Below are 13944 nucleotides of genomic sequence, written 5' to 3' on the forward strand. Positions count from 1 at the left end.
TCAAATGGATAAGCAAAAGAAAACGGTATCGCTCGTCCTCGGAAGTGGCGGCGCGCGCGGTATGGCACATATCGGGGTCATTCGCTGCTTAGAAGACCAGGGTTATGAAATTAAGAACATTGCAGGTGCGAGTATTGGTGCGTTAGTTGGTGGTTTTTATGCGGCCGGGAAACTCGACCAATTTCAAAGCTGGGTTACAGCGCTGGATCGTAAAAATGTCCTCGGTCTGCTCGATTTAAGCTTTACGGGTGGCGGGTTATTTAAAGGTGACAAGCTCATGGACGCTTTAGAATCTTTAGTTAAAGATCGCGTTATTGAAACCTTGCCCATCGATTTTACCGCAGTTGCTGTCGATTTAGAGCGTCAAAAAGAAGTCTGGTTTACGGACGGCAGTTTATATGAAGCCGTTCGAGCTTCTATTGCCATTCCTTCTGTATTTAAGCCTCACTTCTATCGAAATATGTATTTGGTCGATGGCGGCGTATTAAACCCTGTTCCAGTAGCGGCTTCAATGAAGTACGTCACCGACATCACCTTGGCTGTTAATTTAAACGCAAAAAGAAACCCATTAGCCCCGAAGCTTGATCCTGAGGTTATGCAATCTAAGCGCTTAACGGCAGAAAACGGCGCGGTTCAGCGCGCCGTTAAACGTTTTATTGATCGTTGGAGTAATGAAGACAAAGAAGCCACTGGGCACGAGCGTCAGTTTTCAACGGTTGAACTGATCAACCGCAGCATCGAAACCATGCAAAACACCATGGCTCACATGAAACTGGCGGCTAACCGACCTGATATTCTCATTGAGGTTCCTTACACGCTTGGTGGCTTGTTTGATTACCACTTGGCTGAGGAGATGATCGAAGAAGGTTACCAGTTGTGCTTAAAATCGCTTCTGCATTTTGATCAAGTCGATACGGAAGACCCTTCAACGAGCGATTTTCATGGGATTCAACGAGAAACTTACGAACAGCCGTAACCCCTTAACGGCTGTCCGAATCCCAATTAAAGAGCCAAGCACCTAAGCCTAAAAACACAATAACCATCACAAGCAATATTGATAGGTGGTCGCTGATTTGTAACAAAGTCGCGCCATCAATCATGACCTTCCGCATGGCCTCAACAAGGTGCGTCAACGGAAAAGCATAAGAAACCAGTTTGATAAAGTGAGGAGCGCCCTCTAAGGGAAACCAAACCTGTGATAAGCCCATCATTGGCCAAGTCGTCATGTTGATTAATGCGCCAGTAAACTCTTCGCTGCGCAATCGGCTCGCAATGAGCAATCCCAAACTGATTAAAGCAAAGGCTCCTAAGACCATGACTAATAGAACTAACCAATATTGACCCACCATTAAGGTTGATAATGTAAACCAACCACCCAACAGCAACACATTACCGACAAATAATACCGACAACAACCGAGACAGAATTTGCGCGGAAATAAACTCTAACGCACTTAAGGGTGTGGCATTTAAGCGCTTTAACACGCCATTTTTTCGATATCGCACAATGACATAGCCCACTCCGAACAATGAGCTGAACATGATGGTCATGCCAATAATTCCTGGCAGCACCCAATCGACGTACCGAATTGCGGCTCCTTTGACTAAGTTCCGCTCATAGCCGGGATCTAGCTTGGAAAGAAGCTGCTCTACCATGTAGCCTTGGCTGCTTTCATCATTGACCCAGTACGCCAGCTGATCAATATCGAGTACTAAGTCTATCTGGTGTCGCTCTAACCGTTCTAAGGCCGTTTCAATGTCTTGATATGGAATAAAGTGAATATGCTTAACCGCCATAAGTTGCGGGCGAGCCAAATAACCGTCTTTTTCTGAAATAACACCGACGCTAAAAATCGGCTGACTTTGGCCAAAAGCGTAATAAAACACAAACAACAGCAAAAAAGGGAACAGCAAATTCCACATTAACGAGCTGCGATCTCTTACAAACTCTTTATTGCGGGCATTGAATACCGCTAACATTCGTTTCATGCATTATCCCCTTAAGGCGTGGCCGGTTAATTTTAAAAACAAGTCTTCTAACGTCGGCCTTTTAACTTGCATGCCTTCTAAAGAGATATTTTGTTGTATCAGTGACTGAATAGTCTCATCCACCTGTTCAGTTTCAATTTCATATCGGCCGTTGGCAATACTATGAGCGCCCGATATATCATTTGTGTTTTCTAGCGGAATGCACACCACTGCGCCGTTAAAATGATCGGCCAACAAGGCTTCTGGGGAGCCACTTGCGATGATTTGGCCTTGATCCATAATAGCGATATCATCACAAAGTACTTGGGCTTCATCCATGTAATGGGTAGTCAACACAATGCTACGCCCTTGCGCTTTGATGGCCTCAATCAATGACCAAAAGTTGCGTCGGGCTTGAGGGTCTAAACCCGTGGTTGGCTCATCTAAAAAAACTAAATCTGGTGAGTTTACTAAAGCTAACGCTAACAATAAGCGCTGTCGTTGGCCACCGGAAAGCGTGCGCGCATCTTGTTGCAAAATATCTTCCAAGGCACACAGTTGTATTAATTCATCCAACGGCATTGGCTGCTCGTATAATGCATGGAATAACTTTACGGTTTCAATGACGGTTAGGTAGTCTTGTAATGCGGTGTTTTGAAACTGAATGCCCACTCGCTTATAGAGTGATTTATTAGCAGGTTCACCAAACAGTGAAATCTTTCCCTGAGAGGGGTTCAACACGCCTTCAAGCATTTCAATGGTCGTAGTCTTGCCTGCGCCATTTGGGCCCAGTAAGCCAAAACAATCGCCTTGAGCAACTGAAAAGCTGATACCATTGACGGCTGTTTTAGAGCCGTAATTTTTTGTTAAATTCTCGACAGAGATCACATTTGTCATTCTAAGCACTATACAAAGTATTCAAAGCGCATAGGCTAATCAAGCCTGCGGCAAACTGCCAGTACAATTCGTCACTTATACATTTTGTTCGATAAACTAATCCCTGTTATTCGTGGATTATGTTAAGCTGACCGACCGGCTTTAAACCCGTCTGTTTAAGCCCATCAGTTGATAATTTTAGTTTAAACGACCCACTTTGCGGTCTGAAGGGTGCTACGTGATTTCAGAAAAAATGCTCTTAGTCTCTCCAACGCTCGCAGCTACATTGGGCTTAGAAGAAGCTTTGCTGTTTCAACTACTGTACGAAATCAAAACACTGCAGGAACGTGAAACCATTGAGTTATCTGTTCAAAAGCAGCAAAAATTATTGCCTTTTTGGAGTGATATGCAGTTTTTGGCCGTGTGCAATCGGCTACAAGCGCAAGGCGTTATAAACATTGTCAGCCAATCGCCTTGGCAATTTATCATTGACCCTTTATTTGATGCCGATGAGGCAGCAGGTACACAAACTAAGCTACCTTCGATCAGTAAAACCGTCCCTGTGTACAATAACACGCCAAATACATACGATGCCCCAAACCAAACACCGTCTGTCGCTGCAGTTAAATCACAGGCCACTGAAAAACTGCCGGTATTTTCAATGAACGATGCTAGGCGACGCAATCAAGAAGACGACGACTTGGCCTATCTTAAACCAGCCGCAAAGCACGGCGGCCGAGCCAGCGTTCAGCGGGTAAAAATGACGGCCGACTGGGAGCCGAGTGAACAGTTTCCCAATTTATTGTCATTTCACAATATTCCGCTAGCCTTTGCGCTTTCAGAACTTGAAAAATTTAGGCAATATTACCTGGCCAGTGAACGCCAAGAGGCCAACTGGGATATTCGATTAGTTAATTGGGTGCAACGCGCTTGGCCCGAATCACAACATGCAAAAGGTCGATATGAGCAATCAATCAACACATCTGGTGAGCCTGCAAACAATCCTCGAGAAAAAAGAGCACGCGTCCGGGACGCTCTCAGAAACATCTCAGATACTGACTGGTAATCGCCCTACCGTTGATCATGACACGAAAGTATTGATCAACATGATCTTTGCTCGCTTCCACCATATTTATACCCATCGCTTTGAAAGTGCTTACGGTGATGAAACCACTTTGAATCAGGCGAAACGTGAGTGGGCGATGTCTTTAGCTGGCATGACTGAGGTTCAACTCGAATTTGCATTAGAGCGCTGTAAGCGAGAGCATGCATGGCCCCCCACCATTGCAGAGTTTTTAAAACTTCTACAGCCTACGCCGGAATCACTAGGATTACCGTCTTTGGACCAAGCTTATTTAGAGGCTAGCGTGAACGCTCATCACCCGCAAGCTCATCGTTGGTCACATGTTTGCGTTCAGCTTGCTGCACAGCAGGTCAGTTACCATGCGTTGCGATCAGAAGCGGAAAGAATCACCAAACCAGTCTTTAAAAACGCTTATGAAAAACTTTGTCAGCGTCTGTTTAATGGTGAGACCGTTGAATTGCCGCGCGCAAACACCTTGCCTGAGCCAGACTACAGTGACGAGCGAAACTTTGTAGATGCATTAACTAAAATAGGCGTAGATGCGGTTCAAGCTCAAGCATTAGCTTATTATTTAGAAAAACCGAAAGGTAGTATTGTACGCGAACGCTATCGAAAAAAGACGATTGCGCAGCTGCAAGAAATGAAGGTAAATATTAACGCCCCTGAATAAGCCCCGTTGCACTTATGTTTTAATTGCCAACGGGCTCCATAAACCGGGCACTGGCGAACCCTTCTTTATCGTCAAAACGTATTTTCATCCAAAGCCCGACAGCTTCAGCTGGGTAGGCCCATACTTTCGCATCTTTACCTAACTTTGCAACGACATCGCTTTCAACCGTTGCTTGCGCTCGAACATTGAGTACGTTGGCCGACACTAACATTAAAACTTTCTCGACGTTAACCGTTGCTGAAGGCGCGGGTGTCGACTCTTTAACTGCGGGCGAAGAAGGCTCTACAAGCGCAAGCGTTTGCTCTAAAGATTCGGAAGTTGTTACCGTTTCATTAATGTCACTTGCTTGAGGCTCTTCAGAAGAAGGCGATGAATCGGGTGCATCTGCAGGCTCGCTAGCAACGACGACTGACGGTGTTTTATTAACCACGGCCTCTGTACTTTGCGATATCGTTGGGCCTTCATGTTGCATTCGTTCGACCGAAATACGGCCAAACTGCCAAGGACCAAACACCACAAAGGCTAAAACGGATGCCCCTGCAAAAAAGCCTAAGATAAAGCCCATGAGTTTCTCTTTTGACTTTTCTGGCGTTGGACTGTGTCGATCAAATACATGACGCGCTGTGGCCGTATGTCCGTGCAACCGCCACTCAATTCTATCTAAATACCTCGGATCTACCGGGAGTAAGGGCGCTCTTGGCTTCTTGTCATCGGCTTCTATGAACTCTCGGAACACATTGCCGCCAATTTCATGCAAGCGCTGTTCATTAATGCCAATCACTTGACCTAGAATTCTCAAGGCCAACGGTACGTGGGTCGGTAACTCATGATCGACCAAGACCAACCGCCAACAGGTTTCGACCAAAAACGGGATCTGCTCTTTTGAGATGACTTTCGCCATCCAATTGAGTGCCTCAACATGGCCTTCGACATCTTGCTCTTCGAGAAATTGAAACCAACGAGCACTTAAATCTGAATCAGAATACGGTAACGCATTATTTAAGGTGCGGTCTATTTGCAACTCAACGGAAGGGTACACATAAGCCAGCCATTGCAAAGCTAAATGCACAGCAGCTTGAGTTGGATCGGTAAAACCGTCCCAAAATCGACCTTCTGGCTCGGTCACGCTCGTCAGCTGCTTTTTTTCTGCCATGTTCATAATAGTCAATTGTTGTTTAGATGCCTTGGCACCTTCTCTCCAAAATGAAACAGTGTTCCTTCACATTATAGTAGTCAAGTCTCACCATTTTGCTTGGTTTTAGGCTATTTTTATCAAATATTTTAACTATTTCATAGAAATAGGGTTAAATTTTAGGTTTAAACACAGCAATTTTGATGAATCAGGCTCATAAGAACCAAAAAAAGGAGCACGCGGCTCCTTCTAGTATGTCTGACAAGACTAAACTTTATACTTGTCTGGTAAGGCGATTTTAGCGACTCCGGAATCAACTGCTGCACGCGCAACGGCACCCGCAACGCGATTTAATAATCGTGGATCTAATGGCTTAGGAATAATGTATTCTGGGCCAAACTCAAAGGCATTGCCGCCGTAGGCATCGATCACTTCTTGTAAGATCTCTTCTTTAGCTAAATCACTGATCGCATGCGCTGCAGCCAGCTTCATTTCTTCATTAATCTTAGTAGCCCGGACATCTAATGCGCCGCGGAAAATAAACGGAAAGCCTAATACGTTATTCACCTGGTTTGGGTAATCGGAACGACCCGTTGCCATAATGACGTCATCACGTACGCTCAACGCGAGTTCAGGCTTAATCTCTGGATCTGGATTAGAGCACGCAAAAATAATCGGCTTATCGGCCATGGTTTTTAATTGTTCAGCGCTGAGCTGATCAGGACCAGAAAGCCCAAGGAACACATCTGCGCCTTCTATGGCTTCAGTTAACGTTCTTGCTCGAGTGGTATCGTTGGCAAACTCAGCTTTATACTGGTTCACACCTTCACGGCCATTAAAAATAACGCCTTTTCGATCGAGCATAACGATGTTTTCTTTCTTCATGCCCGCTGCAACCAACAACCGAGAACATGAAATGGCCGCCGCACCTGCGCCTAAACAGACCAATTTAGCCGATTCGATAGACTTACCTTGAATATCAAGAGCATTTAGCATGCCCGCAACCGTAACAATGGCGGTGCCGTGTTGATCATCGTGAAAAATTGGAATACTGCATGACTCTATTAAACGACGCTCAATTTCAAAACACTCAGGGGCTTTGATGTCTTCTAAGTTGATTCCACCAAAGGTATCAGCAATAAGTTCAACGGTGCGCACAATTTCATTAATATCAGAAGAGTTCACTTCGATATCAATAGAATCAACGTTGGCAAAACGCTTAAATAACAGGGCTTTTCCTTCCATGACTGGCTTACTGGCCAACGAACCTAAGTTACCTAACCCTAAAATCGCACTGCCGTTAGAAATAACACCGACTAGGTTTCCCTTAATGGTGTATTTATAAGCATCTTCCGGATTATCGGCAATGGCACGCACAGGCTCTGCAACACCCGGGCTATAAGCCAAGGATAAATCACGTGATGATTCAGCGGCCGTCGAAATCTCGACGCTTAACTTTCCTGGACGAGGGTCAGCATGGTAGGCCAAGGCATCTTTTTTTAGTGTATCAGTCATGGGAGATCCAATTTTTTATATGTGTGGTTGTATGATCGAGTCGTTGTTTTTATTAGCTTAGCATAACGCCGCTAGAGTTCTGGCTCAATACGTCATTGTAGACATTGCTGCATAGTTGTATTGCTTATAGTCACTATAAAGGCAACTTTAGGGAAAATCGCCATTTAGTGCATAAAAACCATTAATATAAATATAGGTCACCAAACCATAATTATTGTTCAAATAATTATTACATGATCACGGCACCTTCTTACATTGAACCCAAGGCTCTAGAAATGAATATAAACATTAGGCTTGCCAACTACGCCGATGCTAGCGACGCTAACATAATACTAGACCAACTAAACGCTTATGCCCAAGACCCAATGGGCGGTGGCTCACCACTGAAAGAAGAAGTAAGAGAAAACCTAATTTCATCGCTTCACAAAATACCCGGCGCTTTCAGTTTAATTGCATTTGTTGACAATGAGCCCGCTGGGTTTGCTAATTGTTTTCAAGGATTCTCTACCTTTAAGTGTAAGCCGCTGATCAATATCCATGACTTTGCCGTGCTAGAACGTTTTAGAGGAATGAAACTCAGTCAACGGTTGCTTGAAAAAGTAGAAGACATTGCACGAGAAAGGGGTTGCTGCAAGGTGACTTTAGAAGTGCTAGCGGGAAATACCGCCGCAAAAAAGGCGTATTTAAACTTTGGATTCTCCGATTACGAGCTAGACCCCGCCTCGGGCTCGGCGCTTTTCTGGGAAAAACCTCTTTAAAGGCTTTCACAAGGCATAAAAAAACCCAGCCTAAGCTGGGTTCCTTTAAATAGACAAGATCAGTCTTATTTACCGATTTTACGGCCACTGAAACGAGTCTTGAAGCGATCGATACGACCACCAGAGTCAACCATCTTCTGTTGACCTGTGTAGAACGGGTGACATTTAGAGCATACGTCTAAGTGCATGTCCGAACCACGAGTAGAATTAATTTCTAGCTTGTTGCCACATGAACACGTTGCAACCATTGCTTCATATTTAGGGTGTATATCTGCTTGCATTATAATAACCTCAATTGACGCCGCTACCAGATCTCTTGTCAGGCACCGCGTTTTGACGGAACATTAACTTTGAAGGCACAATAGCGTGCTAGACGCCTCCAAAAAGGGAGCGCAATCATACCAGAGTTGTTTCAATTGACAAGTAATATAAGCCAAACAATGCAACGGGTGTCCATTGCCGTACAAGGCCCGTTTAACGGGCCTCTAACCTATTTGCACAGCCACAAACTCGCTCCAGGACTTCGTTGCAAAGTCAGCCTAGGTTCTCGTACAGTGATTGGGCTTTCGGTTGCCGATGCGCCAGATGAAGCGCTGGATGCCGCAAAATTGAAAAATGTAACAGAAGTGCTCGATACTGCGCCTCTCCTTAGCGAAGAACTGCTGAATATCGCAAATTGGATGGGTCGTTATTATCTTCATGAATTCAGCAGCCCTTTCTTTTTAGCCCTGCCTAAATTACTGCGCAGTGGCAAAAAGGCTGAATTAAAAAAAACACGCTGGGCAACACTGACGCTTCAAGGCCAGCACTTAGATTGCGCACAATTAGGCGGCGCGGCCAAACAGCAAGCTCTTATGCAAGTAATGCAAAAACAACAAAGCGCGACAATGCGTCATTTAAAGTCACTTGGTTTTGATTCAGCCGTCGTCAACGCTCTGGTTAAAAAACAGCTGCTCAACGTAAGTGACGAGGCAAATGAAGAGTCCATAACACCGACCGGAGAATTGTTTGAAAGTGAACTTAGGCTCACAGAAGAGCAGCAAACCGCCCTTAGTCACATTAAACTGGATGCTTATGCGCCTTGCTTGTTAGAAGGTGTGACCGGCAGTGGAAAAACCGAAATATACCTTCAAGCCATTCGCCAATGCTTGCAGCAAGGTAAACGCGCTCTGGTTTTAGTCCCCGAAATTGGCTTAACGCCACAAACCTTAGCTCGATTTCAAAAACGATTTCAAGACGACACGGTCGCACTGCATTCAGGATTAACAGACCCAGCACGTCACCAAGCCTGGCTAAAAGCCAAATTAGGGCAAGCCGCCATTGTTATCGGAACTCGCTCCAGTATTTTAACGCCGATCCCAAACTTAGGATTGATCGTGGTCGATGAAGAACACGATGCCTCTTACAAACAACAAGATACACTGCGGTATCACGCTCGGGATATCGCACTCAAGCGCGCGCACGATCTCAATATACCGATTGTGCTCGGCTCGGCGACCCCCTCGCTTGAATCTTTGCACAATGCCAGCATGGGTCGATTTGCGCATTTAAACTTAGCCAATCGAGCCAACGGCTCTTCATTACCGCCTATCGAAACCATTGATATGCGCAAGCAACAACACCAAAATGGGCTCTCTGAAAGGCTAGCGCACCGCATCAAAAGCCATTTGGATGACGGCAACCAAATTATTTTATTTTTGAATCGCCGAGGCTACGCGCCTAATTGGTTTTGTCGTAGCTGTGGCTGGATAGCCGATTGTACTTTTTGCGATGCACACATGACCTATCACCGTGCGCAACGAACCAATATTTGCCACCATTGTGGACACCGCGAAACACCCGTTCATAAATGCCCGAATTGTCATGAAACCACTTTAGAGGCAATGGGCACAGGCACAGAACGAGCCGAGGAAACCATCTCCCAATTGTTTCCTGACACCACAATCATTCGTTTTGACCGTGATATTGCCAGCACACGAAACAAACTCGAACAGCAACTGGCACGCACTGAGTCCGCCGGTCCAGCCATTATTATTGGCACGCAAATGTTGGCAAAAGGACACCATTTTGAACGCGTCACCTTAGTAGGCATTTGGGATATAGACGGCGGATTATTCAGTGCCGATTTACGAGCCCGCGAACGAATGGGCCAATTATTGACTCAAGTTGCAGGGCGTGCCGGCCGAGGAGAGCGAAAAGGCGAAGTAGTGGTGCAAACATGGTACCCCGAACACCCGGTATTCGAACCGTTGCTTAAGCATGATTACCGTAGTTTTGCTATTGAATTATTAGAGGATAGAAAGCGCACCCAATTGCCACCCTTTGGGTACTTGGCCGTTATTCGCTGCGACAGTGCGTTCGCAAATTTAGCCGAGCAACGGTTACAAGAAATGGCGCATTATTTACTGAACACCCAAAAAGTTCGAGTATTAGGGCCGTTACCCGCACTGCTTTCAAGAAGGGCTGGAAAGCATAGATACATGCTGTTAGTTCAAAGCCAAAAACGTAGCCACCTGCACGAAGTACTGACACCTCTGCATCGGCACTACCCTCGCGATGCTAAACAAGTCAGCTGGCACATTGACATTGACCCTTCCGATTTAGCCTAAGTAAATCAGAATGGCCTCGTTAGAGCACTAGCGAGGCAGGGCCAAAACGTGGATAATAGAGAATCGTATTCACACCCTATTTTTCCGGAGTATTTAAGTCAATGAAACAGCAAATCACACAATTGCTGGAAGCCGCAGCGCAAACGTTAAAAGACGACGGCTTCATCCCTGCAGAGCATGTTATTAACGTATCTGTCGATAACACTCGGGATAAAAGCCATGGTGATTTGGCAACAAACCTTGCATTGACCTTAGCGAAACCTTGTAAAAGTAACCCGCGCGAAGTGGCTCAAAAATTAATAGATGCCCTGCCCAGCAATGACTTTGTAAGTAAAGTTGAGATCGCAGGACCCGGATTCATCAATTTTTACTTAGCCAGCGCCTCTAGCGCGGCCATCGTTGCTGACATTTTGGAACAAGCGGATAAGTTTGGTACCAACACCAGCGGCGAAAACAAAAAAGTTCAAGTTGAGTTTGTGTCTGCAAACCCAACCGGCCCATTGCATGTTGGTCATGGCCGTGGTGCTGCCGTAGGCGATTCTATTTGCCGTTTATTGGCCGCAAATGGTTGGAACCCTACTCGTGAGTTTTATTACAATGATGCCGGCGCACAAATTAATAATCTAGCACTGTCCGTTCAGTCACGAGTGAAAGGCTTAACTCCTGAAGACGAGAGCTGGCCAGAAGATGGCTACCGTGGTCATTATATTTCTGATGTCGCGCAATCTTACTTAGCCGGCGACACCATCGTAGCCGACGATCGAAGCGTTGTCGGTAAAAAAGACCCCGACGATTTAGACGCTATTCAAGATTTTGCCGTAGCCTATTTGCGTCGCGAACAAGACCTTGATTTAAAAGCATTCGATGTGAAATTCGATGTCTACTTTTTAGAATCATCACTTTATTCCGAAGGGCTAGTAGAAGACACGGTGAATCAACTCATCGCCAACAACTACACCTATGAAAAAGACGGCGCGCTTTGGTTAAAGACTACTGAGTTTGGTGACGATAAAGACCGCGTTATGCGTAAAAAAGAAGGTGGCTATACCTACTTTTTACCAGATGTGGCCTACCACAAAAATAAATTTGATCGTGGCTTTGACCGCGTCATTAATGAGCAAGGTGCCGATCATCACAGCACCGTCACTCGAGTACGCGCAGGCATCCAAGCGCTGCAAGCCGGAATCCCTGAAGGCTTCCCTGAATACGTGCTACACCAAATGGTGTTAGTAATGCGTGGCGGCGAAGAAGTAAAACTGTCTAAACGAGCCGGCAGTTATGTAACCTTGCGTGATCTCATTGACGAAGTCGGTCGCGATGCAACCCGTTACTTCCTAGTATCAAGACGTGCCGATGCACAAATTACTTTTGATATTGATTTAGCGCGTTCAAAAAATAACGACAACCCCGTGTACTACATTCAATATGCGCACGCGCGCGTATTTGGCATGTTAAACAAACTCAAAGAACAAGGCATCGACTTTGATCAAGCGCTCGGCTTAGAAGCATTAGGTACACTCGATCTAGACGCTGAACGTGAATTGATGACTCAGCTTCGAAAATACCCAGACGTAGTGAAAAACGCAGGCACCTCATTAGAGCCTGCGTCTATTGCAACCTACTTAAAAGACTTAGCGGGTTTATTCCACAGCTACTACAACAGCAACAAAATGTTGATAGACGATGCCAACGTAAGAAATGCACGCCTAGTTCTTTCTAGAGCTGTCGCGCAAGTCATAGCGAATGGTTTAGATTTATTAGGTGTTAGCGCACCTGAACAGATGTAACTGAGGTCAAATGTCTCGCGATTTTGCTCATAAGCCCAAGCAAGCTGAAACCAGCCGTATTCCAAAGTGGGTATGGCTATTTACCAGCATCGTAGCTGTTGGATTCGTTGGGTTTTTATATTTCCTAGCTAAAGTGCCACCTGCAGAAGGTGGCGCCGAAGCCGTGCGCGAACAATTTAATATAGCTCTGAAAGAATCGACCACAGAGACAGAACCGCAACCGGCACCTAAAATTGAGCAAGTTGAAGAAATAAAAGAAAAAACCGAAACGCTGAAGCAAGCCTTCGAATTTTATCAATTGCTGCAAGATGACGAAGTTCCCACCGTGGCACCGGAAGAAAAACCCGGTTCAAGTGCCACCGCAACAAACACAACACAATCCACCACCAGTGAACCACCTAAAGCCAAAAGTTGGATCATCCAAGTCGCCTCCTTTTCAAGAGTAGATGACGCCGATCGATTACGTGCCGAATTGATACTCAATGGCCTCCCCAGTTCTAGCATAAACACAGTCAACCTAGGCGACAAAGGCACCTACCACCGAGTCGTCGTCGGCCCATTCGACAACCGATCCGCCCTCAACAAAGCTCAAGACAGACTTGCCGCTTTGAATCATCAGGTGATGGTACGGGCGCAGTAAGCTGCAAGCTGCAAGCTGCAAGCTGCAAGCTGCAAGCTGCAAGCTGCAAGCTGCAAGCTGCAAGCTGCAAGCTGCAAGCAAAACAAGAATATGAGCTTTCGCTCAAAACACAATGTTTTTGTCTTTTGAATTTACTTGCAGCCTGCAGCTCAAAACTCGCAGTGCCTAAGGCACTGTTCTGCCCTATATCTCTTGAACTTACTCGCAGCTTGCAGCTCAAAACTCGCGGTGCCTAAAGCACCGTTCTGCCCTATATCTCTTGAACTTACTTGCAGCTTGCAGCTCAAAACTCGCGGTGCCTAAGGCACCGTTCTCTAAACCGCCCTTTAAAAAAATACCCTTGCCCCCAAATAGGTTTTTGAATTCATTATTTTGGAACCCGTTATGACCACGATTGTTTCTGTTCGCCGCAATGACCAAGTTGTTGTTGCTGGTGATGGTCAAGTTTCTCTTGGTAATACGGTCATGAAAGGCAATGCACGTAAGGTGCGTCGCCTTTATCACGATAAAGTGGTGGCTGGTTTTGCAGGCGGTACGGCCGATGCTTTTACGCTGTTCGAAAAATTTGAAGGCCATTTGCAGCAGCACAGCGGACATTTAACCCGCGCCGCCGTTGAACTTGCTAAAGAATGGCGAAGTGACCGAGCCTTGCGAAAACTCGAAGCTATGCTGATCGTTGCCGACAAAGAGGCCAGCCTGCTAATTTCAGGTACTGGCGATGTTGTCGAGCCAGAGCATGGCGTCGTTTCAATCGGCTCAGGTGGTAATTTCGCCATGGCTTCCGCCCGTGCACTGTATGAAAACACCGATTTATCAGCTCAAGAGATTGCTGAAAAGTCACTCGAAATCGCCGCGGATATCTGCGTGTACACCAATCATAATACTGTTGTTGAAGTGCTTTAAGCG

Annotated in this window: 16 protein-coding genes; 9 read left to right on the forward strand and 7 right to left on the reverse strand. The window is 45.8% G+C overall.

Annotated features, from left to right (window positions below):
• Positions 1–4: 4 nt before the first annotated feature.
• A complete protein-coding gene (locus tag QWZ13_RS17095) occupies positions 5–976 on the forward strand; it encodes a patatin-like phospholipase family protein (RefSeq protein ID WP_215999880.1) in 972 nt (323 codons plus the stop codon).
• Between the two features lie 4 nt (positions 977–980).
• Here the strand turns inward: QWZ13_RS17095 and QWZ13_RS17100 are convergent, their stop codons facing one another.
• Together QWZ13_RS17100 and QWZ13_RS17105 are read right to left on the reverse strand one after the other, a co-directional pair.
• The gene (locus tag QWZ13_RS17100) at positions 981–1988 is read right to left on the reverse strand and encodes an ABC transporter permease (RefSeq protein ID WP_290282848.1); all 1008 of its coding nucleotides are present in this window, start codon (positions 1986–1988) and stop codon (positions 981–983) included.
• Between the two features lie 3 nt (positions 1989–1991).
• A complete protein-coding gene (locus QWZ13_RS17105) occupies positions 1992–2864 on the reverse strand; it encodes an ABC transporter ATP-binding protein (protein ID WP_290282849.1) in 873 nt (290 codons plus the stop codon).
• Between the two features lie 217 nt (positions 2865–3081).
• On the opposite strand from QWZ13_RS17105, the gene QWZ13_RS17110 reads away from it, so the two are divergent.
• Both QWZ13_RS17110 and QWZ13_RS17115 read left to right on the forward strand, forming a co-directional pair.
• The gene (locus QWZ13_RS17110) at positions 3082–3909 is read left to right on the forward strand and encodes a DnaT-like ssDNA-binding domain-containing protein (RefSeq protein WP_290282851.1); all 828 of its coding nucleotides are present in this window, start codon (positions 3082–3084) and stop codon (positions 3907–3909) included.
• On the forward strand, positions 3806–4597 hold the full coding sequence (locus QWZ13_RS17115) for a replication protein P (RefSeq protein ID WP_290282852.1): 792 nt from the start codon (positions 3806–3808) through the stop codon (positions 4595–4597). Before QWZ13_RS17110 ends, QWZ13_RS17115 begins: the two co-directional genes overlap by 104 nt.
• Positions 4598–4616: 19 nt before the next feature.
• On the opposite strand, the gene QWZ13_RS17120 is transcribed toward QWZ13_RS17115, so the two are convergent.
• On the reverse strand, positions 4617–5756 hold the full coding sequence (locus QWZ13_RS17120; protein WP_290282853.1) for an SH3 domain-containing protein: 1140 nt from the start codon (positions 5754–5756) through the stop codon (positions 4617–4619).
• A gap of 240 nt (positions 5757–5996) precedes the next feature.
• The gene (locus QWZ13_RS17125; protein ID WP_290282854.1) at positions 5997–7244 is read right to left on the reverse strand and encodes a malic enzyme-like NAD(P)-binding protein; all 1248 of its coding nucleotides are present in this window, start codon (positions 7242–7244) and stop codon (positions 5997–5999) included.
• 233 nt (positions 7245–7477) lie between these two features.
• Between QWZ13_RS17125 and QWZ13_RS17130 the strand changes: the two genes are divergently transcribed.
• Positions 7478–8002, forward strand: coding sequence for a GNAT family N-acetyltransferase (locus tag QWZ13_RS17130; RefSeq protein WP_290282855.1), 525 nt, complete (start codon positions 7478–7480; stop codon positions 8000–8002).
• Between the two features lie 65 nt (positions 8003–8067).
• Here the strand turns inward: QWZ13_RS17130 and rpmE are convergent, their stop codons facing one another.
• Complete coding sequence (gene rpmE / locus QWZ13_RS17135; RefSeq protein ID WP_290283407.1) at positions 8068–8250, reverse strand: 50S ribosomal protein L31; 183 nt, start codon at positions 8248–8250, stop codon at positions 8068–8070.
• Here rpmE and QWZ13_RS17140 point away from each other — a divergent pair.
• The 4 genes from QWZ13_RS17140 to QWZ13_RS17155 all read left to right on the forward strand — a co-directional run bounded on the left by QWZ13_RS17140 (position 8189) and on the right by QWZ13_RS17155 (position 13038).
• A complete protein-coding gene (locus QWZ13_RS17140; protein ID WP_290283452.1) occupies positions 8189–8350 on the forward strand; it encodes a hypothetical protein in 162 nt (53 codons plus the stop codon). The genes rpmE and QWZ13_RS17140 overlap by 62 nt on opposite strands.
• A gap of 68 nt (positions 8351–8418) precedes the next feature.
• Entirely contained in the window at positions 8419–10611 is a 2193-nt protein-coding gene (locus QWZ13_RS17145) for a primosomal protein N' (protein ID WP_290282856.1), read from the forward strand.
• Positions 10612–10712: 101 nt separating this feature from the next.
• Positions 10713–12398: an arginine--tRNA ligase gene (gene argS / locus QWZ13_RS17150; RefSeq protein ID WP_290282857.1), complete on the forward strand. Its 1686-nt coding sequence runs from the start codon at positions 10713–10715 to the stop codon at positions 12396–12398.
• Positions 12399–12408: 10 nt separating this feature from the next.
• Entirely contained in the window at positions 12409–13038 is a 630-nt protein-coding gene (locus QWZ13_RS17155) for an SPOR domain-containing protein (RefSeq protein ID WP_290282858.1), read from the forward strand.
• On the opposite strand, the gene QWZ13_RS17160 is transcribed toward QWZ13_RS17155, so the two are convergent.
• Entirely contained in the window at positions 12977–13258 is a 282-nt protein-coding gene (locus QWZ13_RS17160) for a hypothetical protein (protein ID WP_290282859.1), read from the reverse strand. The two genes, QWZ13_RS17155 and QWZ13_RS17160, sit on opposite strands and share 62 nt — an antisense overlap.
• Entirely contained in the window at positions 13255–13458 is a 204-nt protein-coding gene (locus QWZ13_RS17165; RefSeq protein WP_290282860.1) for a hypothetical protein, read from the reverse strand. Before QWZ13_RS17165 ends, QWZ13_RS17160 begins: the two co-directional genes overlap by 4 nt.
• Here QWZ13_RS17165 and hslV point away from each other — a divergent pair.
• On the forward strand, positions 13423–13941 hold the full coding sequence (gene hslV / locus QWZ13_RS17170) for an ATP-dependent protease subunit HslV (protein ID WP_290282861.1): 519 nt from the start codon (positions 13423–13425) through the stop codon (positions 13939–13941). The two genes, QWZ13_RS17165 and hslV, sit on opposite strands and share 36 nt — an antisense overlap.
• Positions 13942–13944: the final 3 nt, after the last annotated feature.

Source organism: Reinekea marina, from assembly GCF_030409715.1.
Classification (GTDB): domain Bacteria; phylum Pseudomonadota; class Gammaproteobacteria; order Pseudomonadales; family Natronospirillaceae; genus Reinekea; species Reinekea marina.

Excerpts from the sequence above, each read along its gene's own strand:
- hslV (WP_290282861.1), top strand. The coding sequence starts at position 13,423 with ATGACCACGATTGTTTCTGTTCGCCGCAATGACCAAGTTGTTGTTGCT.
- rpmE (WP_290283407.1), bottom strand. The coding sequence starts at position 8,250 with ATGGTTGCAACGTGTTCATGTGGCAACAAGCTAGAAATTAATTCTACT.
- QWZ13_RS17130 (WP_290282855.1), top strand. The coding sequence starts at position 7,478 with ATGATCACGGCACCTTCTTACATTGAACCCAAGGCTCTAGAAATGAAT.
- argS (WP_290282857.1), top strand. The coding sequence starts at position 10,713 with ATGAAACAGCAAATCACACAATTGCTGGAAGCCGCAGCGCAAACGTTA.
- QWZ13_RS17100 (WP_290282848.1), bottom strand. The coding sequence starts at position 1,988 with ATGAAACGAATGTTAGCGGTATTCAATGCCCGCAATAAAGAGTTTGTA.
- QWZ13_RS17105 (WP_290282849.1), bottom strand. The coding sequence starts at position 2,864 with ATGACAAATGTGATCTCTGTCGAGAATTTAACAAAAAATTACGGCTCT.
- QWZ13_RS17115 (WP_290282852.1), top strand. The coding sequence starts at position 3,806 with ATGAGCAATCAATCAACACATCTGGTGAGCCTGCAAACAATCCTCGAG.
- QWZ13_RS17095 (WP_215999880.1), top strand. The coding sequence starts at position 5 with ATGGATAAGCAAAAGAAAACGGTATCGCTCGTCCTCGGAAGTGGCGGC.
- QWZ13_RS17155 (WP_290282858.1), top strand. The coding sequence starts at position 12,409 with ATGTCTCGCGATTTTGCTCATAAGCCCAAGCAAGCTGAAACCAGCCGT.
- QWZ13_RS17140 (WP_290283452.1), top strand. The coding sequence starts at position 8,189 with ATGTCCGAACCACGAGTAGAATTAATTTCTAGCTTGTTGCCACATGAA.
- QWZ13_RS17120 (WP_290282853.1), bottom strand. The coding sequence starts at position 5,756 with ATGAACATGGCAGAAAAAAAGCAGCTGACGAGCGTGACCGAGCCAGAA.
- QWZ13_RS17125 (WP_290282854.1), bottom strand. The coding sequence starts at position 7,244 with ATGACTGATACACTAAAAAAAGATGCCTTGGCCTACCATGCTGACCCT.